This is a genomic window from Halomonas sp. SSL-5, from assembly GCF_030708455.1.
Classification (GTDB): Bacteria; Pseudomonadota; Gammaproteobacteria; order Pseudomonadales; family Halomonadaceae; genus Halomonas.
Genome location: NZ_JAUYWF010000004.1, coordinates 78,951 through 103,660, shown reverse-complemented (window position 1 = coordinate 103,660; position 24,710 = coordinate 78,951). Strand labels below are relative to the sequence as shown.

General features: G+C 67.4%; 22 protein-coding genes. 12 read left to right on the top strand and 10 right to left on the bottom strand.

The features are described from left to right. Positions 1-59: 59 nt before the first annotated feature. The 3 genes from RAN53_RS05770 to RAN53_RS05760 form a co-directional block, all read right to left on the bottom strand. On the bottom strand, positions 60-1,580 hold the full coding sequence (locus RAN53_RS05770; RefSeq protein ID WP_305795867.1) for an NCS2 family permease: 1,521 nt from the start codon (positions 1,578-1,580) through the stop codon (positions 60-62). A gap of 217 nt (positions 1,581-1,797) precedes the next feature. Next, on the bottom strand, positions 1,798-2,985 hold the full coding sequence (locus tag RAN53_RS05765) for an aromatic amino acid transaminase (protein ID WP_305795866.1): 1,188 nt from the start codon (positions 2,983-2,985) through the stop codon (positions 1,798-1,800). Further along, a complete protein-coding gene (locus RAN53_RS05760; protein WP_305795865.1) occupies positions 2,986-3,324 on the bottom strand; it encodes a 4a-hydroxytetrahydrobiopterin dehydratase in 339 nt (112 codons plus the stop codon). It abuts the gene before it with no gap. Positions 3,325-3,451: 127 nt separating this feature from the next. On the opposite strand from RAN53_RS05760, the gene RAN53_RS05755 reads away from it, so the two are divergent. Continuing rightward, complete coding sequence (locus tag RAN53_RS05755) at positions 3,452-4,072, top strand: hypothetical protein (RefSeq protein ID WP_305795864.1); 621 nt, start codon at positions 3,452-3,454, stop codon at positions 4,070-4,072. Here the strand turns inward: RAN53_RS05755 and RAN53_RS05750 are convergent. The 3 genes from RAN53_RS05750 to cfa all read right to left on the bottom strand — a co-directional run bounded on the left by RAN53_RS05750 (position 4,061) and on the right by cfa (position 8,426). Beyond that, complete coding sequence (locus tag RAN53_RS05750; protein WP_305795863.1) at positions 4,061-6,034, bottom strand: ATP-dependent DNA helicase RecQ; 1,974 nt, start codon at positions 6,032-6,034, stop codon at positions 4,061-4,063. The genes RAN53_RS05755 and RAN53_RS05750 overlap by 12 nt on opposite strands. 68 nt (positions 6,035-6,102) lie before the next feature. Beyond that, positions 6,103-7,002, bottom strand: a complete 900-nt coding sequence (locus tag RAN53_RS05745; protein WP_305795862.1) for a GGDEF domain-containing protein — start codon at positions 7,000-7,002, stop codon at positions 6,103-6,105. A gap of 272 nt (positions 7,003-7,274) precedes the next feature. Then, positions 7,275-8,426, bottom strand: coding sequence for a cyclopropane fatty acyl phospholipid synthase (gene cfa, locus RAN53_RS05740; RefSeq protein ID WP_305795861.1), 1,152 nt, complete (start codon positions 8,424-8,426; stop codon positions 7,275-7,277). A gap of 133 nt (positions 8,427-8,559) precedes the next feature. On the opposite strand from cfa, the gene RAN53_RS05735 reads away from it, so the two are divergent. Together RAN53_RS05735 and cobA are read left to right on the top strand one after the other, a co-directional pair. After that, a complete protein-coding gene (locus tag RAN53_RS05735; protein ID WP_305795860.1) occupies positions 8,560-10,044 on the top strand; it encodes a sodium-dependent transporter in 1,485 nt (494 codons plus the stop codon). Next, a complete protein-coding gene (gene cobA, locus RAN53_RS05730; RefSeq protein ID WP_305795859.1) occupies positions 10,041-10,874 on the top strand; it encodes a uroporphyrinogen-III C-methyltransferase in 834 nt (277 codons plus the stop codon). Before RAN53_RS05735 ends, cobA begins: the two co-directional genes overlap by 4 nt. On the opposite strand, the gene RAN53_RS05725 is transcribed toward cobA, so the two are convergent. The 4 genes from RAN53_RS05725 to RAN53_RS05710 are packed head-to-tail and all read right to left on the bottom strand — an operon-like array spanning position 10,871 to position 14,605. Beyond that, positions 10,871-11,971, bottom strand: a complete 1,101-nt coding sequence (locus RAN53_RS05725) for an ABC transporter substrate-binding protein (protein WP_305795858.1) — start codon at positions 11,969-11,971, stop codon at positions 10,871-10,873. The two genes, cobA and RAN53_RS05725, sit on opposite strands and share 4 nt — an antisense overlap. Beyond that, positions 11,968-13,341: a sensor histidine kinase gene (locus RAN53_RS05720; RefSeq protein WP_305795857.1), complete on the bottom strand. Its 1,374-nt coding sequence runs from the start codon at positions 13,339-13,341 to the stop codon at positions 11,968-11,970. Before RAN53_RS05720 ends, RAN53_RS05725 begins: the two co-directional genes overlap by 4 nt. Beyond that, a complete protein-coding gene (locus tag RAN53_RS05715; protein ID WP_305795856.1) occupies positions 13,338-14,003 on the bottom strand; it encodes a response regulator transcription factor in 666 nt (221 codons plus the stop codon). Before RAN53_RS05715 ends, RAN53_RS05720 begins: the two co-directional genes overlap by 4 nt. Beyond that, the gene (locus RAN53_RS05710) at positions 14,000-14,605 is read right to left on the bottom strand and encodes a helix-turn-helix domain-containing protein (RefSeq protein WP_305795855.1); all 606 of its coding nucleotides are present in this window, start codon (positions 14,603-14,605) and stop codon (positions 14,000-14,002) included. The genes RAN53_RS05715 and RAN53_RS05710 overlap by 4 nt, the downstream gene beginning before the upstream one ends. Before the next feature lie 207 nt (positions 14,606-14,812). Between RAN53_RS05710 and RAN53_RS05705 the strand changes: the two genes are divergently transcribed. The 9 genes from RAN53_RS05705 (at position 14,813) to RAN53_RS05665 (ending at position 24,685) form a co-directional block, all read left to right on the top strand. After that, complete coding sequence (locus tag RAN53_RS05705) at positions 14,813-15,799, top strand: Bug family tripartite tricarboxylate transporter substrate binding protein (RefSeq protein WP_305795854.1); 987 nt, start codon at positions 14,813-14,815, stop codon at positions 15,797-15,799. Between the two features lie 5 nt (positions 15,800-15,804). Continuing rightward, a complete protein-coding gene (locus RAN53_RS05700; protein ID WP_305795853.1) occupies positions 15,805-16,251 on the top strand; it encodes a tripartite tricarboxylate transporter TctB family protein in 447 nt (148 codons plus the stop codon). Further along, a complete protein-coding gene (locus RAN53_RS05695; protein WP_305795852.1) occupies positions 16,251-17,777 on the top strand; it encodes a tripartite tricarboxylate transporter permease in 1,527 nt (508 codons plus the stop codon). The genes RAN53_RS05700 and RAN53_RS05695 overlap by 1 nt, the downstream gene beginning before the upstream one ends. 331 nt (positions 17,778-18,108) lie before the next feature. Further along, complete coding sequence (gene urtA, locus RAN53_RS05690; RefSeq protein ID WP_305795851.1) at positions 18,109-19,416, top strand: urea ABC transporter substrate-binding protein; 1,308 nt, start codon at positions 18,109-18,111, stop codon at positions 19,414-19,416. A gap of 85 nt (positions 19,417-19,501) precedes the next feature. Beyond that, positions 19,502-21,103 carry an urea ABC transporter permease subunit UrtB gene (gene urtB / locus RAN53_RS05685; protein ID WP_305795850.1) on the top strand — a complete coding sequence of 534 codons (1,602 nt, stop codon included), beginning with the start codon at positions 19,502-19,504 and terminating at the stop codon, positions 21,101-21,103. Positions 21,104-21,109: 6 nt separating this feature from the next. Further along, positions 21,110-22,240 (top strand): urea ABC transporter permease subunit UrtC, encoded by a 1,131-nt coding sequence (urtC, locus tag RAN53_RS05680; protein WP_305795849.1) that lies wholly within the window; start codon positions 21,110-21,112, stop codon positions 22,238-22,240. Beyond that, positions 22,237-23,082: an urea ABC transporter ATP-binding protein UrtD gene (urtD, locus tag RAN53_RS05675; RefSeq protein ID WP_305795848.1), complete on the top strand. Its 846-nt coding sequence runs from the start codon at positions 22,237-22,239 to the stop codon at positions 23,080-23,082. The genes urtC and urtD overlap by 4 nt, the downstream gene beginning before the upstream one ends. Beyond that, positions 23,082-23,780 (top strand): urea ABC transporter ATP-binding subunit UrtE, encoded by a 699-nt coding sequence (urtE, locus tag RAN53_RS05670; RefSeq protein ID WP_305795847.1) that lies wholly within the window; start codon positions 23,082-23,084, stop codon positions 23,778-23,780. Before urtD ends, urtE begins: the two co-directional genes overlap by 1 nt. Beyond that, entirely contained in the window at positions 23,777-24,685 is a 909-nt protein-coding gene (locus RAN53_RS05665; protein WP_305795846.1) for an urease accessory protein UreD, read from the top strand. The genes urtE and RAN53_RS05665 overlap by 4 nt, the downstream gene beginning before the upstream one ends. The last annotated feature ends 25 nt before the right edge of the window (positions 24,686-24,710 follow it).

Genomic DNA, 24,710 nt, shown 5'->3' with positions numbered 1-24,710 from the left:
CTGAACGACTCGCCCCGCCAATCGGCGGGGCGAGTCGTGTGTGCCGTGTGTGACGCCGCTCAGCGCGACCGGGTGGCGGGATCGCTCGCCGCCTGGCGGCGCTCCTGCCAGGCGAAGTAGAGGAACAGCCCGCCCATCACCAGGTAACCCAGGGTGTAGTCGCCGGCGGCATTGAGGGCGAGCTTGGGCGCGTGCATCAGCCCCACGAAGGAGAAGCCCGCGGCCACGGCGGCGAAGGCGGCGGCGCGGCGGAACTGATGGTCGATCACGGCCACCGTCATGGCCCCGAGGAAGATCGCCGTGAACATGGCGCCCTGGCCCAGGGGCACCACGCCGCTGGAGATGCCGGCCACCGTCTCCTCGGCGGCGCGGTTGAAGCGGGTCATCACGTAGTTGGCGAAGTAGGGCAGCATGGCCAGGGCCACCGCCGGGTAGTAGCGGGTGTCGTTGGACTGGAAGGCGGTGGCGATCATCGACATGCCGACGAACACCAGGATCGGCGCCACCACCGACACCGGGATGATGGCGGCCAGGGCGGCGATCAGTCCGAACATGGTGGCGATGGCATAGACGGCGCCGTTGAGGATGCTGTAGCCGCGGCCGGCGCCCATCCACTTGGCGCCCACGGTGGCGATATAGACGGTGGTCGGGAAGACCCCACCGAACAGGGCGCCGAGCATGGTGCCCACGCCGTCCACCGCCTGGCACTCGCGAACGTCGTACTTGTCGCCGGCGGCCTCCATGGCCTCGACGTTGTTCATGGTCTCGATGGCGTTATACAGCGTGATGGGCAGCACCACGGTGAGTACCGCCAGCATGCCGGTGAACAGCAGCCCCAGGCCCTCGAACCAGGCCAGGTTGGGCAGCAGCGGGTAGAAGCCCAGATGGGTGAAGGCATCGCTGAAGCGCTCGCCACCGGCGTCGCCGATCAGGTAGGCCATGGCGGTGCCCACCACGATGGCGAACAGCGAGGTGGGCAGGCGCAGGGGCATGCTGACCCGGGCCACCAGGCCGACGATGATGATCGCCAGCACCAGCAGGCCGATCACCGGAATCTCCAGGGTCTTGAAGAGCATCTCGCCGGCGATGAAGGTCAGCGCCACGCCGGCCACCGCGCCGAGCATGGCGGCCCGGGGCAGGTGGTATTGCACCCAGCGACCGATCAGGCTGATGGCCGCCTCGATGGCGCCGCTGATGAAGCAGGCGGCCACCGCCACCTTCCAGGCCAGTTCGGCATCGCCGGTCAGTTGCTTGGCGGGCAGCAGCACGCCGAACAGGAAGACGAACATCACCGGGGTCGAGATGCCGTAGGAGAGGGCGGTGACGTCGGCGCGGTTCTCCTTGCGGGCCAGGCGTGCCGCGCTCCAGGCGTAGTAGAAGTTGCCCACCATCACCGCCACGGCGGCGCCGGGCAGTACCTGGCCGAAGACGATCGAGGCCGGAAACTCCATGCCCAGCATGGTTATGGCGATGATCACGAAGTTGGCGATGTTGTTCTGGAACAGCGCGAAGAAGGCGTCGGTGTCCTCCTTCTTGTACCAGGGGTAGTGCACCGGCTGGTGCTGGGAGGGAGCCGCCATGGGAAAGCCTCTTGGTTGTCGGGTTATTGGAACAAGGCCAAGAGGCAGTCTGGTTGTAACCTGACTGAGTGGTCAATCCTGGCCGTTCCACGGGCGCCACGCGGCGCCCCGGGCCCCGGCGGCAATGGAGTCGATGGATGTCGAAGGCTGGGGATTCTACCCGAAACGCAGACGCCCGGGCAGGGCCCGGGCGTCTTGGCTGGCGGCGTGGCGCCGATCAGTTGACCGCGGCGACGGCCTTGGCCAGGTAGGGCAGGTTCTCGTGGGAGAAGCCCGCCACGTTGGCGCGGCCGGAGCGCACCATGTAGATGCCGAACTCGTCGCGCAGGCGGTCGACCTGCTCGGGGGTCAGGCCGGTGTAGCTGAACATGCCGCGCTGCTCGGCAATGTGCGCATACTTCTGGTCCAGGCCGTAGGGCTTGAGAGCCTTGACGAAGTCGCGACGCAGGGTGTTGATGCGGTCGCGCATCTCGGTGAGCTCCTCGCGCCACACGGCGGCGAGCTCGGAGGAGTGCAGGATCTCGCTGACGATGGCCCCGCCGTGGGCCGGCGGGTTGGAGTAGTTCTCCCGAGCGACGATGGCGATCTGCGAGCGCACGTTCTCCATCTGCTCGGCGTCCTTGGCCACCATGACGAGGCAGCCGGTGCGCTCGCAGTAGATGCCGAAGTTCTTGGAGCAGGAACTGGTGATGATCACCTCGTCGAGGTTCTCGGCCATCAGGCGCACCGCATAGGCGTCCTCGTCCAGGCCCTCGCCGAAGCCCTGGTAGGCGAAGTCGATCAGCGGCAGCAGCTGGCGCTCGCGGACCACCTCGAGCACGGTCTGCCACTGCTCGCGGGAGAGGTCGAAGCCGGTGGGGTTGTGGCAGCAGGCGTGCAGCACCACGACGTCGCCTTCGGGGATCTGCTTGAGGGCCGCCAGCATGCCGTCGAAGTCGAGGCGGTTGTCGGCGTCCACGTAGGGGTACTTGTGCAGCTCGATGCCCGCGGCGGTGAAGATGCCGTGATGGTTGGGCCAGGTGGGATCGGAGACCCAGATGCCCTTGCCGGGCAGCTTCTTGGCGATGAAGTCCGCCGCCAGGCGCAGGGCACCGGTGCCGCCCGGAGACTGGGTGGCGCTGGCGCGACCGGCCTCGAGCACCGGCGAGCCCTCGCCCAGCACCATGGGCAGGATCACCGCGCCATACTCCGGCGCCCCGTGGGAGCCGATGTAGGTCTTGGTGGTCTCGTTCTTGAGCAGCAGGGCCTCGGCTTCCTTGACGGCGCGCATCACCGGGGTATTGCCCTGGGCATCCTTGTAGACGCCGACGCCGAGATCGACCTTCTGAGGATTGGTGTCCTTCTTGAAGGCCTCGATCAGACCGAGGATGGCATCCCCGGGAACCCGCTCAATGTGTTCGAACATTTATTTCTCTACCTCGTCGGTTCTGGCGGCAAGAATGTAATCATTCCTGTGCAGCCCCTTGATCTTGTGGGACCACCAGGTCACGGTCACCTTGCCGTATTCGGTGAGGATCGCGGGATGGTGGTCGGCCTGCTCGGCGAGTTCGCCGACGCGGTTGGTGAAGTCCAGGGCCTGCACGAAATCCTTGAACGTGAAGGTTCGTTCAAGCTTCATGATGCCATCGCGCCCGACGATCCGCCACTCGGGCACCTCGGCGCCGAACGACGTCATTTCCTCCTCGGTGACCGTCGGGGCGCCGACGCGGCAGGCCTCACAGGCCTCTCTGGAAAGCTGGCTCATGGTCGTCTCCTGGGTCGGGGATTCACTCCGAAAGGTCGTGCAGGGGGCGCGAGGCGTCAAGCGCTGGCAGCACATGTCAGCCGCTGCCACGCTCAGGAGGCATGCCTCATGCCTGACGGGAGTTGGAATGCCCGATACCTCAAACGCCTCACTTCCTCTCTGGCTGAAGCTGGCCTTCACGGCGTGGATCGCCGGTTGGGCGCCTACCTTCTGGGTGCTGCTGGGTCCCCAGAACTACTTCTGGCTGTGTAACCTGGCCAACTTCCTGATCCTGGTGGGACTGTGGCGCGAGAGCCGCCTGCTGCTCTCCACGCAGTGGCTGGCGGTGGCCCTGGTCGGGACGCTGTGGGCGCTGGACGTGGGGACCGCTGCGCTGACCGGCTGGCACCCCATCGGCGGCACCGAGTACATGTTCGACGGCGAGGAGCCGCTGCTGACCCGGCTGCTCTCGCTCTACCACCTGATCCTGCCGGCGGTGGCGGGGCTCTCGGTCTGGCGGCTGGGCTATGACCGGCGGGCCCTGGCCTGGCAGACGGGGCTCACCTGGCTGGTGATCCCGGTCAGCTTCCTGCTCACCGACCCCTCGCGCAACGTCAACTGGACCCGGGGCCCCTTCGGCAGCGAGCCCCAGGCCCTGGTGGACCCGCTGCTCTACCTGGTCGCGCTGATGGGGCTCTGGCCGCTGCTGCTCTTCCTGCCCGTTCACCTGCTGATGCGCGCCCTGCAGCGCCGGGGGCTACTGCGCTGAATCACTCGCGCCATGCACGGCCAGCCACTCGCGCACCTCGGCGTAGGGGGTACCTTCCAGGGCACCGAAGCCCGACAGTTGCCGCGCCTTGAGCCGAGTGAAGAGCGGGGTGGTGATGCCGCAGAGGAAGCGGGCCAGCAGGTCCGGCGTGGCGGGGTGGCCCTCGCCCTGTTGGGCCAGGCGGGTCTCGAGCTCGCCGAGCAGCTCCCCGGGGGAGCGGCCCTCCAGCGGGGCGCGCTCGGGCCCCTGGGGCAGCCGGGCGGGCTGGCCGCGGCAGGCCGAGCAGTGACCGCAGCGCACCGGTGCCCGGTCGTCGCCGAACCACTCGGCCAGGCGGCGGCTCAGGCAGCGCTCGCTCTCGAAGAGCTCGAGCATGGCGTGCAATCGGGCGATCTCGGCGGCCTCCTTGTCGTGAAAGTAGGCGTGGAGCTCCCCGGTCAGCGCCAGGGGGGCGAACTCGGCCTGCATGACCTCGTAGACCTCGGTGAGCTGGCGGCTCTGCAGTTCGATCCAGCCCTTGTCGACGAAGTAGTCCAGGGCGGTGATCACCCGGCTGCGGGTGGTATCGAGGCCCCGCTCCCGGCCCAGGGCCTCCAAGGCGGCGAAGTCCAGCTCGTGCCAGGTGCGGGCCTTGCTGGCCGCGTCGAGGATCGCCTGGACGAAGGCCTGGCGCTCCCCCTTGAAGCGGGCCACCAGGGCCTCGGGCTCCCCGAGCAGCTTGAAGCGGTAGTCGGCGAAGTAAGCGTGGCGGGGCTGGATGATGCCGCGCAGCTCGAGCTGCACCAGCAGGGTCTTGAGCGGCAGCGGCCGGATATTGGCATATTGCGAAAGGGCGTTGAGGGTCAGCTCCCAGCGCGGCCCGGCGGCGCGCAGCTCGTCGATCACCCGGCGGATGCCGTGCTGCTCCGGGGTGTCGCCGTAGACGAAGGTCTCCAGCACGCCGAGGGTGTCGCGGCCGGCCAGCATCAGGCACTCCGAAGATTGGCCGTCCCGGCCCGCCCGGCCTATCTCCTGGCTGTAGTTCTCGATGGACTTGGGCAGGTCGAAGTGCACCACGGCGCGGATATCGGCCTTGTCGATGCCCATGCCGAAGGCGATGGTGGCGACGATGCAGTCCGTCTGTCCGGCCATGAAGTCGCGCTGGATCGCCTCGCGCTTGCCGGCCTCGAGCCCCGCATGGTAAGCGGTGGCGGCGATGCCGGCCTTGGCCAGGTAGGCGGCCAGGCGCTCGGCGGTCTGCTGGAGGGTGACGTAGACGATGGTGGGGAAGGGGACCTGGCCGCTGCGTCGCTGTTTGAGCCAGGCGGCCAGGGCCCGGGGGCGGGCGCCTGCGGCCACCGGGGCCACGGTCAGGTCCAGGTTCTCGCGGTAGAAGCCGGTGGCCGTGACGTCATCCGCCGAGATAGCGAAGCGTTCGCGCATGTCGTCGATCACCCGCGGAGTGGCCGTGGCGGTGAGCAGCAGCGCCTGGGGGATGCCGAATTCGCGCTGGTAGTCGGGGAGCTTGAGGTAGTCGGGGCGGAAGTTGTGGCCCCATTCGGAGATGCAGTGGGCCTCGTCGACCACCATCAGCGAGATCGGCACCCGGCGGATGAAGGCGCGAAAGCGCTCGTTCTTGAGGCGCTCCACCGAGATCATCAGGATGCGGATCTCGCCGCGCTCGACGCCGGCCATCACCGCGGCGGCCTCCTCGCGGCTCTGCCCTGAATCGATGCTGGCGGCCCGGATGCCGTGGCGCTCGAGGAAGGCGAGCTGGTCCTGCATCAGCGCCAGCAGCGGCGAGATCACCAGGGTGAGGTGGGGCAGGTGCAGGGCGGGCAGTTGGTAGCAGAGCGACTTGCCCGAGCCGGTGGGGAAGATGGCCGCCGCCGAGCGCCCGGCCACCACGGCTTCGATCACCGGGCGTTGGCCGGGGCGGAAATCGGGGTAGCCGAAGACGCGCTGGAGGGTCTCGTCGATCATGGTCGGGCACAACTTTTTAATGGATGAATGTCCAGTATAGGCGCTTCGCCTCGGCTCGTCGTCCCCGCTCAGGCGTCGGCCATGGCCTGGTTGCGGCCCTCCCCCTTGGCCGCGTAGAGCTGACGGTCGGCGCGCTCGATCAGCTGGAGGTGGCTGCCGCCGATGCGATGCTCGGCGACGCCGATGCTGACCGTGATACGGCTGTCCACGTCGAAGTCATGGCCCTCGATGATCCGACACAGGCGTTCGGCTAGGCTCAGTGCCCGGTGGCGAGGCGTCAGCGGCAGCAGCAGGGCGAACTCCTCGCCGCCCATGCGCGCCACCAGGTCCTCCTCCCGCAGGGTCGCCCGGCACAGGTGCGCCACTGCGCGCAGCACCTCGTCGCCCTGCAGGTGGCCGTGGGTGTCGTTGATGGCCTTGAAATGGTCGATATCCAGGATCAGCAGCGACAGCGGGGTGGCATGCCGATTGCTGAGTGATACCGCCTCTTCCAGGCGTGCCATCAGGCGGCGACGGTTGGCCACGCCCGTGAGGTCGTCGGTGTCGGAGAGCCGGCGCAGGCGCGCCTCCTCGGTGACCTGTTCGGTGATGTCCATCATCATGCCGTGCCACAGCACGCCTTCGTCGGTGGGGGTGGGCTGGGCGCGCAGGGCGACCCAGCGCACGCCGCGCCCCTTGAGGGGCAGCCGGAAACGGGTGCTGAGCGGCGTCAGCCAGTGCATCGAGCGTTCCAGCGCGGCCATCAGGCGCGGGTAGTCGTCATCCGCCAGGCGCTCCATGGCGGGGCGGGCGTCCCGGGCGAGACGCTCCGGGGCGATGCCGATCAGGCGGACGCCGCCGCCGGCCAGGTAGGGGAAATGTAGCCGCCCGTCATGACGGCGGTGCAGCTGGAAGACGACCCCAGGCAGCCGGTCGATGGCCATGGTGTCGACATCTCTCCCGCCCGGCATGACTGTCGTCGACGTCATGCGGGGTTCCTTTTTCAGTGTCCTGCTGCGTACAGGTGGTGTTCTGGTTATGTTGGGCGCGGCTCTGCGGCCGGCCATGGGGCCAGTTTACCCGTATTCCGGGTCGCCGTGCGTTGACGGTTCTCCGTCGTACGATGTAGGCGATCACCGACAATTTATCGTTTCCTGATTCATATCAGGGAACAGGCATCTGCAACGCGTCGCATCATGGCGCCGGGCGCGCTCAGGGGAGAAGGCCCCAGCCGCAGTGACAGGTGTGAGGGGGGTATGGTTCAACGCGGCGCATCATAGCGCTGGGCGCGGTCCCGGGAGAAGACCACCTGCCACAGCTGCAGGTGGCGGGCCCGGAAGGCACCGGCACATACGGCGAGGTAGTAGCGGAACATGCGCCGGGTACGCTCGTTGTAGCGGTGGGCGATCTCGGGCCAGCGGGCGTCCACGTTGGCCAGCCAGGCCATCAGGGTGTGGTCATAGTCGGGGCCGAAGTTCTGCCAATCCTCCATCAGCAGGTGCGGCTCGCTGGCACGAGCGATCTGCATGACCGAAGGCAGCACGCCGTTGGGGAAGATGTACTTGTTGATCCAGGGGTCGGCGGTGATCTCGGAGTGGTTGGAGCCGATGGTATGCAGCAGGAAGAGTCCCTCGGCCTCCAGCAGCCGCTCCACGGTGGCGAAGTAGGTGGGGTAGTTGCGATGGCCGACATGCTCGAACATGCCGATGGAGACGACGCGGTCGAAGCGGCCCTCCAGGTCGCGGTAGTCCATCAGCTCGATGGTCACCGGCAGGCCTGCGCAGCGCTCGCGGGCCAGTGCCGCCTGCTCCCGGGAGATGGTGATGCCGGTCACCTCGACGCCGTGGTGACGGGCGGCGTGTTCGGCGAAGCTGCCCCAGCCGCAGCCGATATCCAGCACGCGCATGCCCGGCACCAGTGCGAGCTTGCGACAGGCGAGCTCCAGCTTGGCGACCTGAGCCTGGTGCAGGGTATCTGCCTCCTTCCAGTAACCACAGGAGTAGCACATGGTGGGGTCGAGCATGCGCTCGAAGAGGTCGTTGCCCAGATCGTAGTGGGCCTCGCCGACGATATAGGCCCGGGCCCTGCTCTGCAGGTTGAAGAAGCCGGCCTGCAGGCGATACATCAACCGCTCCGATGGGGTATGGGCGCGCTCGGCTAGGCCGTGGCGCAGCAGCCGGCAGGCCATCTCGTCGATGCGCTCGCACTCCCACCAGCCGTCCATGTAGGCCTCGCCGAGGCCCAGGGTGCCCTGATGCAGCACCCGCGAGAAGAAGTCGGGGTGGTAGATGCGCAGATCCTGGGGGGCATCGCCGTTGAGGGTGACGCCGGAACCCTCGAGCAGTTCCTGGAAGACGCGGCGCGCTCGAGTGTCGGGCAGGGCGATGGGGCCGATCCGAGGGTTGCTGGTCATGACAGGCTCCGAGTCCAGAGGTCTCGTCCATTGAGCATAGTCGAGCCTGTCAGCGAGGGAAAAATCCGGCACAATATGCGGCTTTAGTATTGCCACGCGGCGTGGCAGCGACTCCTCAACCGACGGGCACAAGATGACGACGACACAACCCCGTATCCAGTGGCTGGGCCGCTGGGGCTTCGTGCTGGCGGCTACCGGCTCGGCGGTGGGCCTGGGCAATATCTGGAAGTTTCCCTACATGACCGGCGAGTATGGCGGCGGCGCCTTCGTGCTGGTCTATCTCGTCTGCATCCTGGCGCTGGGGGTGCCGGTGATGATGGCCGAGATCGCCCTGGGTCGGCGCGGCCGGGGCAGCCCCATCGATGCGGTCCGCCGAGTGGCCGCCGAGTCGGGGCGCTCGGCGGCCTGGTCGCTGCTGGGCTGGATGGCGATGCTCTGTGGCTTCCTGATCCTGTGCTTCTATGTGGTGGTGGCCGGCTGGTCCTTTGCCTACCTGTGGAAGATGCTCAGCGGCGGCCTGACCGGCGGCAGCGTCGACGACATGGTGGCGATCTTCGCGGCCAACAACGCAAGCCCCTTGAACCTGGGGGCCTGGAGCACCCTGGTGACGGTGGTCACCATGGTGATCGTCGGCAAGGGCGTGCAGGGCGGCATCGAGAAGAGTGTCGGCTGGATGATGCCCGGCATGGTGGTGATGCTGCTGGTGCTGATCCTGTACGGCGTGTTCTCCGGCGGCTTCGCCGACGCCCTGCGCTTCATGTTCGTCTTCGACGCCGGCTCGCTCTCCAGCGAGGGCCTGCTGGCGGCCCTGGGCCACGCCTTCTTCACCCTGTCGCTGGCCTCCGGTGCGATCCTCACCTATGGCAGCTACCTGCCGGCAGGCGCCTCCATCGCGCGCACCTCACTGACGGTGGCGGTGGCCGACACCCTGGTGGCGCTGATGGCGGGGCTGGCGATCTTCCCGGCCATCTTCGCCAACGGCATGGATCCCGGCGAGGGCCCGGGGCTGATCTTCATGAGCCTGCCCCTGGCCTTCCAGGCCATGCCCCTGGGCACCCTGTTCGGTGTGCTGTTCTTCGTCATGCTCTCCATGGCGGCGCTGACCTCATCGATCTCCATGGTCGAGGCCACCGTCTCCTGGCTGTGCGACCGCCAGGGGCTCTCGCGTCGCACCGCGGCCTGGGCAGCGGGGGGCGTGCTGTGGGTGATCAGCACCCTGGCGATGCTCTCCTTCAACGTCGGTGCCGACTGGACCCTGGCCGGCCGCCATTTGTTCGACTGGCTCGACTATCTCACCTCGCGCTGGATGATGCCGCTGGGCGGCCTGGGCACGGCGCTGCTGGTCGGTTTCGTGCTGCGCGCGGCACCGCTCCGCGAGGAGCTGGCGCTGACCTCGGCCTGGCATGCCCTGTGGCTGTTCATGGTGCGCTACGTCAGTCCGCTGGGGATCCTGGTAATCTTCGTGGATGCCCTGGGCATCATGTCCGTGGCGTTCGCTGCACACTGGCCCATCCTGCTGGGGCTGCTGCTGATCTTCACCCTGGTGGGAGAGCTGGCCAGCCCCAGGCTGCGCCTCATCCTGACGGATAATGCCGGAACACGGGAGGGAGTCGAATGAGTGCCGACAGAGACCCGCAAGGGGACGCCCCGCGGCAAGCCGAGCCGCGGGGCATGGTCAGCCTGGTGGGTGCGGGCCCCGGCGACCCGGAGCTGTTGACCCTCAAGGCGCTGCGGCGCCTCGAGGTGGCCGAGGTCATCCTCCACGATCGCCTGGTGAGCCCCGAGGTGCTGGCCATGGCCAATCCCGCCGCCCGGCGGCTGTATGTCGGCAAGGCACGCTCCTTCCACAGCCTGCCTCAGGCCGAGATCAACCAGGCGCTGGTCGACTGGGCACGCCAGGGCAAGCGGGTGGTGCGCCTCAAGGGCGGTGATCCCTTCATCTTCGGGCGCGGCGGCGAGGAGCTCGAGAGCCTGGCGGGAGCCGGCGTCGACTTCGAGGTGATCCCCGGCATCACCGCCGCCTCGGGCTGCGCCGCCTACGCCGGGATCCCGCTCACCCACCGCGACCACGCCCAGTCGGTGCGTTTCATCACCGGCCACCTCAAGAACGGCAGCGCCGATCTCGACTGGCCGGCGCTGGCGAGCCGAGGCCAGACCCTGGTCTTCTACATGGGCCTGCACGGCCTGCCCGAGATCTGTCGTCAGCTGGTCGCCCACGGCCTGCCCGGCGAGACGCCGGTGGCACTGATCGAGCAGGGCTCCACCGCCCGCCAGCGGGTGCACCGGGCGAGCCTTGCCAGCCTGCCGGGGGAGCTTGCCGGGGTCAGCGTCAAGCCGCCCACCCTGATCATCGTCGGTGGCGTGGTGGCGCTGCATGACCGCCTGGCGTGGTTCGAGCCCGCCCGGGCTGGCACCGCCGGCTGGGAGACCGCCGAGCGTCGCGGCTAGTCGAGGGCGTCGCGTTCGGCATCGGCGAGCGAGCGGCGAAACTCGCGCTGCCAACGAGCCAGCAACGCCTGGCGCTTGAGGCGGTCGAGGCCGGCAAGCAGGCTGGGCCCCAGGCCCGGCGGACGCAGGGCGTCGCCGAGTCGCTCGCGCAGTTCGGTGGCGGTGCCCGGGCCGGTCAATGCGGGGTGAATGGCCCCCAGCGAGGTCTCCTCGGCCAGCGTGCGTTGGCCCTCCATGCTTATCAGGAAGTCCATGAACAGGCCCGCGTCTTCAGGGTTTGGCGCGCGGCGGGGCACGAAGGCCAGGCGCTGGCTGACCAGGGCGTAGTCATCGGGAATGATCATCTCGAGGTCCGGGGCAGCCGCCACGATGGGGGCGGCATAGCTGCCCAGCAGGTTGTAGCCGATCAGGAAGCGGCCCTCCTTCAGGCCGTCGAGCATCGCCCCGGTGGTCTCCACCAGCTCGGCCTCGACGCCGCCCAGCGCGGCCACCAGGTCCCAGTAGCGCGGCGAGAGTCGCGACTCCTCCATGGCATAGGCATAGCCTGCCCCGCTGCGCACCGGGTCATAGCTGGCCACCCGTCCCGCCAGTGCCTGGCGATGGGTATTCAGCAGCGCCAGCAGTTCGGCATGGTTACGGGGTGGCTTGGCAATCGCTGCCAGTTCGCGGTGAATCACCATGACGATGGGCTCGAAGGTGAAGGCGACCAGTTCATCGCGCCAGCGTGCCCAGGCCGGCCAGGCCTCGAGGCGCGGGCTGTCGAGTGGTCGGGCATGGCCTTCGTTGGCCAGCGCGAACTGCCAGGGCATGGCCGAGGAGATCAGCACGTCGACCTCGTCGGGGTGCGCGAGGAAGCGCTCGTGAAGTTCGAGGGTGGTGAGGTTGCGATAGGTCAGGTCGATGCCGGGGTGACGGCGATGGAAGGCTTCCAACAGCGGGCGCGCCTGGGGCAGGTCCAGAGCGGCATGAATCACCAGCGGGCGGGCGGCCCCGGCATCCGTGTCGGCGGGCAGCCGCAGGAGCTGCTCAGCGCAGGCGAGCGTCGGCAACAGGCAGAGGGCGCCGAGAAGCGCCAGGCGGGCGAGGGGGGGCTTCATGTCAGGGCCTCCGGAAACCGCAGCTCCACCCGTAGCCCATGCCCCGACCCGCTCTCGCCGAGACTCAGTCGGGCGCCGTGGTTGCGGGCGATGCCGTCGACGATGGCGAGCCCCAGCCCCGAGCCTTCACCGTCGTCGCGTCCGCGATGAAAGGGGCGCAGGACCAGCAGGCGTCGCTCGGCCGGGATGCCTGGCCCGTCATCCTCGACGAAGAGGCGGGGAGGGGCGCTCAGGACGCCCAGGGTGATGCGGCGAGCACCATAGCGGCGTGAATTGTCGATGAGGTTGGCCAGGGCCTCCTGGAGCTGCCACTCGCTCGCCGCTACGCGCAGCGGCGCTGCCAGGCAGTCGGCGCCCAGGTCGATGCTCGCCTGGTGGCAGGCCACCCAGTGGTCGCGCACCGCCTGGCGCACGCAGTGGTTGAGGTCGAGGGGATGCAGCTCGGGGCGGTATTCGGGGTTGTCGAGCCGGGTCAGCGAGAGCAGTTGCATGGCCAGCCGGGCGGTCCGCTCGCTGGTGGAGTGAACCGTTTCCAGGGCGGCGCGCCACTCCTCGGGTTCCTGGCGACGCAGGGCCAGTTCGGCACGTGCCGAGATGCCCGCCAGGGGCGTGCGCAGCTGATGCGAGGCATCGCCGATGAAGCGCTCCTGGTTGGCTCGCACCCGGCGCATGCGCGCGAGCAGTTCATTCAGCGCCTCGCGCAGTTCGGCGAGTTCCCGCGGCAGGTCCAGGTCGAGCGACGTCAGGGTGCGCGGATCCCGGGCGCGGATGGCGTGACGTAATCGGGTCAGCGGTTTCAGCGCCGCTCGCACCGCCAGCAGGAGGGTGGCCACGGCCAGCGCCCCCATGGCGAGGATGCCGGCCAGGTTGCTGCGCAGCAGCTCGAGGCGCAGGGCGTTGCGTCCTTCGCGGGTGTGGGCAACCCGGACCTCGAATCGCTCCCCGCTGCGCCAGTCCTCGAGACGCGTGCGACGGATGCCCTGGCGCAGGGCCATGCCGCGCCATTCGATATCGCGGTAGAGCAGGGTATCGCCGCTGGACGCGTTCTCGCCGGGATGCGCGGGCAGCCTGGCATTGCCGGTGATGTGGCGGCCCTGCTGATCCACCAGGGAGTAGAAGACCCGCTCCTGGGCGTCACCCGCCAGCATCTCCAGGGCGGCTGGTGGCAGGTCGAGCCAGAGACGTTCGTCCTGCCACTGCACCTGTTCGGCGATCGCCAGGGTGGCGGCGTCGAGCAGGCGATCATAGGCACGGTCGGCGGTGGCGCGGGCCTCGAGCCAGGCCTGCAGCAGCAGCAGGGCACCCAGCGTCAACAGCGGCAGGGTCAGCCAGGCCAGCAGGCGCCCGTAGAGGCTGCCGGCAGGGTTCACGGCCCGGCTTCCAGCAGGTAGCCCAGGCCGCGCACCGTCCTGAGGGCCAGTCGCTCTCCGGGCAGGCGCTTGCGCAGCCGGTGCACATAGACCTCGATGGCGTTGTCGCCCAGTGGTTCGCCGCCGAAGGCCTCCTCGGCGAGGCGCGCCTTCTCCACGGGTTCGCCGGCGTGGCGCAGCAGACAGGCCAGCAGACGCTGTTCGCGGGGTGGAAGGGGGAAGGGGACGCCGTCGATGGTGAAGCCGAGGGTGGTGGCGTCGAACTCGAGGGGCCCCAGGGTCAGGCGGGTGGCGCGGGCGTGGCGCCTGAGCAGGGCACGGACCCGGGCCTCCAGCTCGTCGAGGGCGAAGGGCTTGGCCAGGTAGTCGTCGGCCCCCAGGTCCAGGCCGCGCACGCGATCCTCCACGGCGCCACGCGCGGTCAGCACCAGCACCGGGGTCTCACGGTCGTGTCGGCGCAGCGCCTCCAGCACCTCGAGGCCACCGGCGCCGGGCAGGTTGAGGTCGAGCAATACCAGGTCGACGCCGTGTTCGTGATCCGCTAGCCGCGCCAGCGCCGCGTCACCGCGGGGCAGGTGTTCGACCCGGTGGCCGTGGTCGCGCAGCAGGACCAGCAGCGAGTCGGCCAGCAGGGCATCGTCTTCCACCAGCAGCAGTTTCATGACATCAGCTCCTCGACCACGTCTCCGGCCGGAGCTTCCAGGTTGCGGCTGGCGTCGGCCAGGGCCCGGGTCGCATCGGCGATGACCAGGCGTCCCTCGGGGCCGGAGAGCGCCAGCCAGCGCGAAGGTGACCCCGGCAGCGGGTGGACGACCATCACGCCGCCGACAAGCGCGGGGCAGGGTGAGCCGCGGGTGGCCGGGTGCCAGGTGACGCCGGGGCGCAGGTCATGGCGCAGGGCGCTGGCGGGAAGTGCCGCCAGCCGACACTCGATCTGACCTCCCGCCTGCTCCAGCAGCGACGCGGTTTCGCCGAGGCGGGCGGCCAGCCGGTCGAGCAGCGGCTGGATGCGGGCGGCGAGCAGTTTTACCGGGTCCTGGCGGCGGGCCAGGCGGGCAGGCGTCTCGCCCAGCTGCCAGAGGCCGTCGGCGTCGCGGCGCACATAGTCGAAGCGCGCAAGCGACCCCAGCAGTCGCAGCAGGGTGCTCTTGTAGAAACCGGTGGCCTGGGCCAGCTCGGCGAGGCTCATGGCGGGACGGTCGGCGTCGAACGCCTCCAGCACCGTCAAGGCCCGTTCGACGGCCTCCACGCGATCCTGGGCCATACTGAAGCGACTCCCTGGGGACAACCCCCTCTCTCTAACTTTGGTCGTAATTCGCCCGCGCACCGTTGACGGCCCGCGTGACGCCCTCTAGCTTTTCACCCTGAAGAACGTCGTTCTGCCTTACAGAATTGTAAGCCAGTTGAAAGCACTCGGCAAGGCCGCCGGTCCTGCCCTTCAACATCACTCATAACAAACGAGGACATCACCATGTCGATCAAGACGCCTCTCAAGCTGGTTGCCGTCGCCGCGCTCACCGTGAGTGCCGGCGGCGTCATGGCCTTCGAGCCCCAGGGCAAGGTCGAATGCATCGCGCCGTCGGACCCCGGCGGTGGCTGGGACTTCACCTGCCGCAGCGTGGGTAACGTGCTCCAGGAACTGGACCTGGTGCCGGGTAACGTCCAGACCATCAACATGGCCGGCGCCGGTGGTGGGGTGGCCTATGCTCATGTGGTGAGCAAGCGCGCCGGTGATGAGCAGCTGCTGGTGGCCGCCTCGACCGCCACCACCACGCGCCTGGCCCAGGGCCAGTTTCCCGGCATGAACGCCGACATGGTCAACTGGATCGGGGCGCTGGGCGCCGACTATGGCGTGATCGCCGTGTCGGCCGATTCCGAGTACCAGGACCTGCCGGCGCTCATGGAGGCCATCGACGAGGATCCACGCAGCGTCAAGTTTGCCGGCGGCAGCGCCAAGGGCGGCTGGGACCACCTCAAGGTGCTGATCACCGCCGATGCGGCCGGGGTCGACGAGCTGCCGCGCATCCCCTACCTCTCCTACAACAACGGCGGCGAGGCCATGACCCAGGTCGTCGGTGGCCACGTCGATGCCTTCACCGGCGATATCTCCGAGGCTCAGGGCTTCATGGATTCCGGTGACCTGCGCGTGCTGGCGGTGCTCGCGGAAGAGCGCCTGCCGGGCGACTTCAACCACATCCCCACCGCCACCGAGCAGGGTATCGAGGCGCTGGGCCCCAACTGGCGCGGCTTCTACATGCCCGCCGATATCTCCGACGAGTCGCGCCAGTACTGGATCGATGCCATGGATACCGTCTATGCCAGCGATGAGTGGAAGGCGCTGATGACCAGCAACGGCCTGATGCCGTTCCACATGACCGCCGGTGAGTTCGAGACCTTCGTCAAGGAGCAGATCGCCGATATCGAGCAGCTTTCCAAGGACATCGGGCTGATCCAGTGACCACCATGAATGATCGTATCTTCGGCATCCTGCTGATCGTCCTGGCCGTCGCGTACGGCTGGGGCGCCACTCAGCTCCCCGCCCCCTTCGGCGGCAGCGAGGCGGTGGGTCCCGAGACCTTCCCGCTGCTGCTCTCGGTGGTACTGGTCCTCTCCAGCCTGTATCTCATCGTGCGTCCGGACCCCGACAACGCCTGGCCCTGGAGCCGCACCGGCATCGAGCTGTTGATCGCCGTGGTGGTGCTGGTGCTCTATGCGGCGCTGCTGCAGCCGTTGGGTTTCATCCTCAGCACCACCCTGGCGGTGGGCACCCTGTGCTGGCGCATGGGGTCGGCGCCGGTGCGAGCCTACCTGACCGGCGCGGCATCGGGGGTGGTGGTATTCCTGCTGTTCAATTTCGCCCTTGATCTGGCCTTGCCGCTGGGCGTGCTTTCCTTCCTGGAGGTGGGCTGATGGAGACCCTCGGCTACCTGATCGACGGCTTCGGGGTGGCGCTGGCGCCCCATAACCTGATGTTTGCGCTGCTCGGGGCCTTCCTGGGTACCCTGATCGGCGCGCTCCCGGGCCTGGGCCCGGCCAACGGGGTGGCCATCCTCATCCCGCTGGCCTTCACCCTGGGCCTGGCGCCTGAGACCGCATTGATCATGCTCACCTCGGTCTATGCCGGGGCCATGTATGGCGGGCGGATCTCGTCGATCCTGCTCAATATCCCCGGCGATGAGCCGGCCATGATGACCTGCCTGGATGGCTATCCCATGGCCCAGCAGGGCAAGGCGGCGGAGGCCCTGGCGATCTCCGCCGTGGCCTCCTTCATCGGCAGCCTGGTGGCCACCATCGGGCTGATCCTGCTCGCCCCGGTGCTGGCGAAGTTCGCCCTGACCTTCGGCCCCGCCGAGTACTTCGCGCTCTTCCTGCTGGCTTTCGCCACCCTGGGCGGGATCACCGGCAAGAACCCGATGAAGACCGTGGTGGCGGCCTGCATCGGCCTGATGATCGCCACCATGGGCATCGACAACACCGGGGTGCAGCGCTATACCTTCGGGGTGCTGGAGCTCTACGAGGGCGTGGACTTCATCATCGCCATCGTCGGCCTGTTCGCCATCTCCGAGCTGCTGTTCTTCATCGAGGAGCGTGCCGGCGGCGGCAAGGAGAAGATGACCGTCAACAAGCTGTCGCTGAAGTGGGCCGATATCCGCAATATCCTGCCGTCGAGCCTGCGCGGCGGGGTGCTGGGCTTCATCGCCGGCGTGCTGCCCGGTGCGGGCGCCTCCCTGGGCAGCTTCATCGGCTATACCCTCGAGAAGAAGGTGGTGGGCAAGAAGGGGTACTTCGGCCAGGGCGATCCGCGCGGCGTGGCGGGTCCCGAAGCCGGCAACAACGGGGCCTCCAGCGGTGCGCTGGTGCCCATGCTGACGCTGGGGGTGCCGGGCAGCGGCACCACGGCGGTGCTGCTGGCGCTGTTGATCTCGCTCAATATCACCCCCGGCCCGCTGATGTTCACCCAGAATGCCGACATTGTCTGGGGCGTGATCGCGGCGCTGCTGATCGGTAACTTCCTGCTGCTGCTGCTGAACATCCCGCTGGTGGGTATCTTCGTGAAGCTGCTCTCGGTGCCGCCGATGTTCCTGCTGCCGATCGTTACCATGATCGCCTTCGTGGGGATCTACTCGATCAGCAATACCACCTTCGATCTCTATTTCATGGTCGCCTTCGGCGTCGCCGGCTATATCTTCCGCAAGCTGGAGATCCCGCTGGTGCCGGTCATCCTCGGCCTGCTGCTTGGGCCGGAGATGGAGAAGAATCTGCGCCACGCCATGGACATCTCCGACGGCGACTGGACCATCCTGTGGGACAGCGGCCTGGCCATCGGCCTGTGGCTGTTCGCCGGCCTGGGGCTGATCCTGCCCTATGTCGTCGGTCCCCTCCTGCGTCGGCGCATGAAGGTGACCACCGGCACGGGCGGTCCCGAAGGCGACTGAACCTCTCTCAACATACCTGCCCAGCGGGGGCGCCGGTCCAGCCGGTGCCCCCGTATTGTGTGTTGGCCCTCCTGCGTCACATCGGTGCGCTGCACCAGTCAAGCAGACGATCCTGGGGCAGGGCCGGGCGGCTATTGCACCAGAACATCGCCTGGTGGGGCATTCGCGGTCTCGTTGGTGTTACTACAATCTACTGAATAAGAAGGAAAAAACCTCCATATTGCCAGTCTGGCACAACCCTTGCTGAATCCCTTGCAGAGTACCGAGAGACATCTTGCGATGGTCTCCCGTGAGGACTCATCGACAACAACATCGATCGCAAGGAGTTCCCATGACCCCGTCATCCCGCTATTCCAAACCTCGCTGGCTGGCTCTCCCGCTGCTGGGCCTGGCCTTCTCCACACCCGCCCTGGCTCAGGAAGAGCCGATCAAGGTGGGTGTCCTGCACTCACTCTCCGGCACCATGGCAATCAGCGAAACGGTCCTCAAGGACACCGTCGAGATGCTGATCGAGCAGCAGAACACCGCGGGCGGTCTACTGGGTCGTCAGCTGGAAGCGGTGGTGGTGGACCCGGCATCGGACTGGCCGCTGTTCGCCGAGAAGGCTCGCGAGCTGCTGGCCCAGGAGGAAGTCGACGTCATCTTCGGCAACTGGACCTCGGTGTCGCGCAAGTCGGTGCTGCCGGTAATCGAGGAACTCAACGGGCTGCTCTTCTACCCGGTGCAGTACGAGGGCGAGGAGTCCTCCGAGAACGTCTTCTATACCGGCGCGGCCCCCAACCAGCAGGCGATTCCCGCTGTCAATTACCTGATGAACGATGTCGGGGTGGAGCGTTGGGTACTGGCCGGCACGGATTATGTGTATCCGCGCACTACCAACAAGATCCTCGATGCCTACCTCAAGTCACACGGGGTGGCCGACGACGACATCATGATCAACTACACGCCCTTCGGTCACTCGGACTGGCAGAACATCGTCTCCGAGATCAAGGACTTCGGCAGTCAGGGCAAGAAGACCGCGGTGGTCTCGACCATCAATGGCGACGCCAACGTCCCTTTCTATCGTGAACTGGGCAACCAGGGCATCAGCGCCGCCGATATCCCGGTCGTGGCCTTCTCGGTGGGCGAGCAGGAGTTGACCGGCATCGATACCGCACCGCTGGTTGGGCACCTGGCGGCCTGGAACTACTTCATGAGCGTCGACAGCGACGCCAATTACGACTTCATCGACGCCTGGATCGAGTACACCGGCGACGAGATGGCGGTGACCAACGACCCCATGGAGGCCCACTACATCGGCTTCAACATGTGGGCCGAGGCGGTGCGCAAGGCCGGTACCACCGAGGTGGACGCGGTCAAGGAGGCAATCATCGGCGTCAGCGTGCCGAACCTGACCGGTGGCTATGCGGCGATGATGCCCAACCACCACATCACCAAACCGGTGCTGATCGGCGAGATCCAGGACAATGGCCAGTTCTCCATCGTCTGGGAGACTCCCTCCACCGTGGCGGGTGATGCCTGGTCGGACTACCTGGAGGGCTCCCGTGACCTGATCAGCGATTGGCGCAAGCCGATGGAGTGTGGCAACTACGACGTCGTCCAGGGGCGTTGTGGTGGCGGCCAGGCGGCAGCCGAGTAAGCCTCGTCAACCTCCACCGGGCCGGTGAGCTGGTCCGGTGGTTGCCCGAGACACGCCAACTCCCCATCCCCTACAGGATATGCCCATGAGGATGCTGCCACGTCTCCTGCCGGGCCTGCTGTGCCTCTGCCTGTTGATCGGCCTGCCACTGGCCGCCCAGGCGCAGGATGATCCCGGCCAGGCCCTGCTGGAATCCATTGCCGCCGATTCCTACGCCGAAAAGGGCGAGGCCATCGAGGCCATCATCGCCAGTGGCGATGAGCGCAGCCGCCGCTGGCTCGAGGCGTTGCTGGACGGCAAGCTGCAACGCCACAAGGACGGCGGTGGCTTCGTCATCGTGCTCGAGAACCGCGGTCGCAACTGGCCGGTGGTCGATGCACTGAGCCTCGAGGGGGCCGGCGAGATGTCTCGCCGGGACCTGGACCGTATAGGCATCAACAATGCCCTGCGCGGCCAGCTGCAGAGTGCCCTGGCCGTGCTCGACCTTTACAAGGATGATGCCGGCGATCGTCGCGAAGCGGCCCGCGAGCTGCTGGGAAGCGTGGATGCGGCCATGGTCGAGCCGCTACGCGACCTGGTCGCCGGTGAAGACGATGCCGAGGTTCGCCGTCTGCTCGAGCAGGCCCTGGCGATTCATCGCCTCGACGAGGGCGAGATTGCTGCCATCACCGAGCTGGAGGGCAGCCTCAACGGCCGTGTGCGTGCCGCTCTCAGCTCGGCCGCGCGCAGCGATGATCCCGACCTCGCCGATGCCGCCATGGCGGCGCTGGCCGATATCGAGCAGAAGATGAAGCTCAACCGGGGGCTCGAGACCCTCTATTTCGGGCTATCGCTGGGCTCGGTTCTGGTGCTTGCCGCCATCGGCCTGGCCATCACCTTCGGCGTCATGGGGGTGATCAACATGGCCCATGGCGAGCTGATCATGCTCGGTGCCTATACCACCTGGGCCATGCAGCAGTTGTTGCCCGGTCAGCCTGGCCTGGCACTGGTGGTGTCGATTCCCGCGGGCTTCCTGGTGGCGGCGCTGGCCGGCATCGCCATCGAGCGTGGCGTCATCCAGTTTCTCAAGGGGCGTCCCCTGGAGACCCTGCTGGCGACCTTCGGCGTCAGCCTGATCCTGCAGCAGCTGGTGCGCACCGTCATCTCCCCGCAGAACCGCAGCGTGGTCTCGCCGGACTGGATGAGTGGCTCCTTGATGATCAACGAGGGGCTCTCGCTGACTCTCAATCGCCTCTTCGTGCTCGGCTTCGCCCTGGTGGTTTTCGCCTGCCTGATGCTGGTGATGCGTCGTACCCGCCTGGGCCTGGAGGTGCGGGCGGTGACCCAGAACCGGGCCATGGCGCGCTGCATGGGTATCCGCGCGACGCGAGTGGACATCCTGACCTTCGCGCTGGGCTCCGGGGTGGCCGGCCTGGCCGGCGTGGCGCTCTCCCAGCTCACCAATGTGGGGCCCAACCTCGGCCAGAACTACATCATCGACTCCTTCATGGTGGTGGTCTTCGGCGGCGTGGGGAACCTGTGGGGCACCCTGGTGGCGGGCCTGTCGCTGGGCGTGATCAACCAGGTCCTCGAACCCTGGGCCGGGGCCGTGCTGGCCAAGATCATCGTGCTCGTCTTCATCATCCTGTTCATCCAGAAGCGCCCCCGCGGACTCTTTCCGCAGAAGGGCCGTGCGGCGGAGGGCTAGATCGCTATGTGGCTATTGCAACCCTTCAATGAGAGAGCGACCCGCCGCTTCCTGGGCGTGCTGCTCGCCTGCCTGGCGCTGGTGACGGTATTCCACCTGGCCGTTCCCGCGGGGCATCCCCTGCATGTCTCGGCCTACACCGTGACCCTGCTCGGCAAGTACCTCAGCTATGCCTTGCTGGCCGTGGCGGTGGATCTGGTATGGGGATATCTGGGCATCTTGAGCCTGGGCCACGGGGCCTTCTTCGCCCTGGGCGGCTATGCCATGGGCATGTACCTGATGCGCCAGATCGGCGACCGGGGTACCTATGGCGATCCTGTCCTGCCGGATTTCATGGTCTTCCTGAACTGGGACAGCCTGCCCTGGTACTGGCTCGGCTTCGACATTCCCGGGTTCGCCTTCCTGATGGTCATGCTGGTGCCGGGGGCCCTGGCGTTGGTGTTCGGCTTCCTGGCCTTCCGTTCGCGCGTGACCGGTGTCTACCTGTCGATCATCACCCAGGCCATGACCTTCGCCCTGATGCTGGCGTTCTTCCGCAACGAGATGGGCTTCGGCGGCAACAACGGCCTGACAGACTTTCGTGAGTTGCTGGGTTTCGATCTGCGCACCGATGCCACCCGCCTGGGACTCTTCGTGGCCACCGGCCTGGCGCTGGCGCTGGGCTATGTGCTGTGCCGAGCGATCGTGGCCAGCAAGCTCGGCCGGGTCAGTGTCGCCTGTCGTGATGCCGAGGCGCGAACGCGCTTCCTTGGCTACCGGGTCGAACGCTTCCAGCTCTTCGTCTTCGTGGTCTCGGCGATGCTCGCCGGGGTGGCCGGCGCGCTCTATGTGCCACAGGTCGGCATCATCAATCCCAGTGAATTCTCGCCCATCTTCTCCATCGAGATCGTGCTGTGGGTGGCCCTCGGGGGGCGTGGCACCCTCTATGGGGCGGTCATCGGGGCCTTGCTGGTCAACTACGCCAAGACGGTATTTACCGGGGCGATGCCGGATGCCTGGTTGTTCGCCCTGGGCGGCATGTTCGTGCTGGTCACGGTGTTCCTGCCCCGGGGCGTCGCCGGCCTGTTGTCCTATCGCCTCGGGCGCAAACCTGCCCGCCAGGATGATTCCTCGACATCTCAGGAGGCAATGCCATGAGTTTTCTGAGCTCCCTGGCCGATCGTGATCGCGTCTTCGATTTCCTGGTGCCCGCGACCTCTCCCGTGGACGTGCGCCACGGTCCGATCCTCTACCTGGATGGCGTGAGCGTCACCTTCGACGGCTTCAAGGCCATCGATGACCTCAACCTGACCATCGAAGACGGCGAACTGCGTTGCATCATCGGCCCCAATGGGGCGGGCAAGACCACCATGATGGATATCATCACCGGCAAGACGCGTCCCGACAGTGGTTCGGTCTGGTTCGGCAGTCGCCACAACCTGCTGGTCAAGAGCGAGCCCGAGATCGCCAGCCTGGGTATCGGGCGCAAGTTCCAGAAACCCACGGTCTTCGAGGCACTGACCGTCTTCGAGAACCTCGAGCTGGCCATGGCCGCCGACAAGCGCATCCTGCCCACGCTGACCGCCCGCATGAGCGGCGAGATCCGCGACCGCATCGAGGAGGTGCTGGTCACCATCGGCCTGGTGGAGCTGCATCATGGCCCCGCGGGCATCCTGTCCCACGGCCAGAAGCAATGGCTGGAGATCGGCATGTTGCTGATGCAGCGTCCGCGCCTGTTGCTGGTGGACGAGCCGGTGGCCGGCATGACCGAGCAGGAGATGGAGCGTACCGCGGAGCTGCTGACTGGCCTTGCCGGCAAGGGCAAGCAATCGGTGGTGGTGGTGGAGCACGACATGGGCTTCGTGCGCTCCATCGCGCGAACCGTGACGGTGCTGCACCAGGGCAGCGTGCTGGCCGAGGGCAGCATGGACCAGGTCTCCCATGACCCCAGGGTCGTCGAGGTCTATCTGGGCGCCGACCCCGACGAGGAGGCCGCCTGATGCTGACCATCGACACCCTCAACCAGTCATACGGCCAGAGCCATACCCTCTGGGATCTCGACCTCGAGGTGCCGGAGGGAGAGTGCACCTGCGTCATGGGCCGCAACGGGGTGGGCAAGACCACCCTGATGAAGGCCATCATGGGAGAGGTGGCGGTCACATCGGGCAGCATTCGCTATGCCGGCGATATCGAACTCAGTCGCCGGGCCATCGAGGAGCGTTCGCGGCTGGGTATTGGCTATGTGCCCCAGGGGCGACAGATCTTCCCGCTGCTCACCGTGGAGGAGAACCTGAGAACCGGGCTCGCCGCCAGGGGAGATGGCGTCAAGCGGATCCCCGAGCGCATCCATGAGCTCTTTCCGGTGCTCGAGGAGATGAAGCATCGGCGCGGCGGTGACCTGTCCGGTGGCCAGCAGCAGCAACTGGCCATCGGCCGTGCCCTGGTGATCGAGCCGCGGTTGCTGATCCTCGACGAACCCGGTGAGGGCATCCAGCCCAATATCGTCACCCAGATCGGCGAGGTGATCCGTCGCCTGATCCGCGAGGACGGACTGACGGTACTGCTGGTGGAACAGAAGCTGCCCTTCGCCCGCAGGTTCGCCGACCGCTTCGCCATCATCGATCGAGGGCGCCGAGTGGCGGAGGGCGGCATCGATGCCCTCTCCGATGCGCTGATCAGGGAGCACCTGACGGTATGACCGCCTTCGCGTCGTCACTGGATCCCCGGTCGCCGTCAGTTTCCGGCCATCGTTTCGATGCCGATCGCCACTGGGCAGCGTCGCTGTCGCTGGGCTTCGAGGCCCGTGAGGGAGTGACGCGCATGACCCGGTGCCGTCATCTGGGCCCGCTACGCGTCCAGCGCACCTTTCACCCCGAAGGCGCCGATCCGCGAGGCCGCAGCGGCGCCTGCCATGCCTACCTGCTGCATCCCCCGGGTGGGCTGGTCAGCGGCGATGCCCTGGCGATCTCGGCCCGCGTCGAGCCTGGCGCCCATGCCCTGCTGACCACGCCGGCGGCGAACAAGCTCTACAAGGCCGACAGCCACGGGGTGGCCTGGCATCAGCAGACTCGCCTGGAGGTGGCCGATGGCGGCATTCTCGAGTGGTTACCCCAGGAGACCCTAGCCTTTGATGGCTCCCGAGGGGAGCAGCGCACCACCATCGCGCTCTCCGGGGCGGCACGTTGCCTGGGCTGGGAGGTGATGGCGCTGGGACGACCGGCCAGCCAGCTTCCCTTTCTGAGCGGTCGCATCGAGCAGCGCTTCCGCCTGACCCTCGATGGCCGGCCGCTGTGGCTGGAACGCCAGCCCCTCGACCCGACACACCCGCGTTTCCTGGGGCGCTGGGGGCAGGGCGGGGCCACGGTGCAGGCCACGCTCTGGGCGGTGGGACTCGAGGATGAACGCGAGGCCGTCGAGGTCCTTCGCGAGACGCTTGGTGCCTCGACCCGCTGGGCGGTCACGATTCGCCACGGGGTGTTGCTGCTGCGCTATCTGGGCCAGGAACGCAACGAGGCCTGGGCGCTGTGTCGGCGTGCCTGGGAAATCCTGCGGCCGCGGCTGATCGGATGGCCGGCTCATACGCCGCGCATCTGGCTGACCTGAAGCCATTTAGGCCTGATCCCGGCTG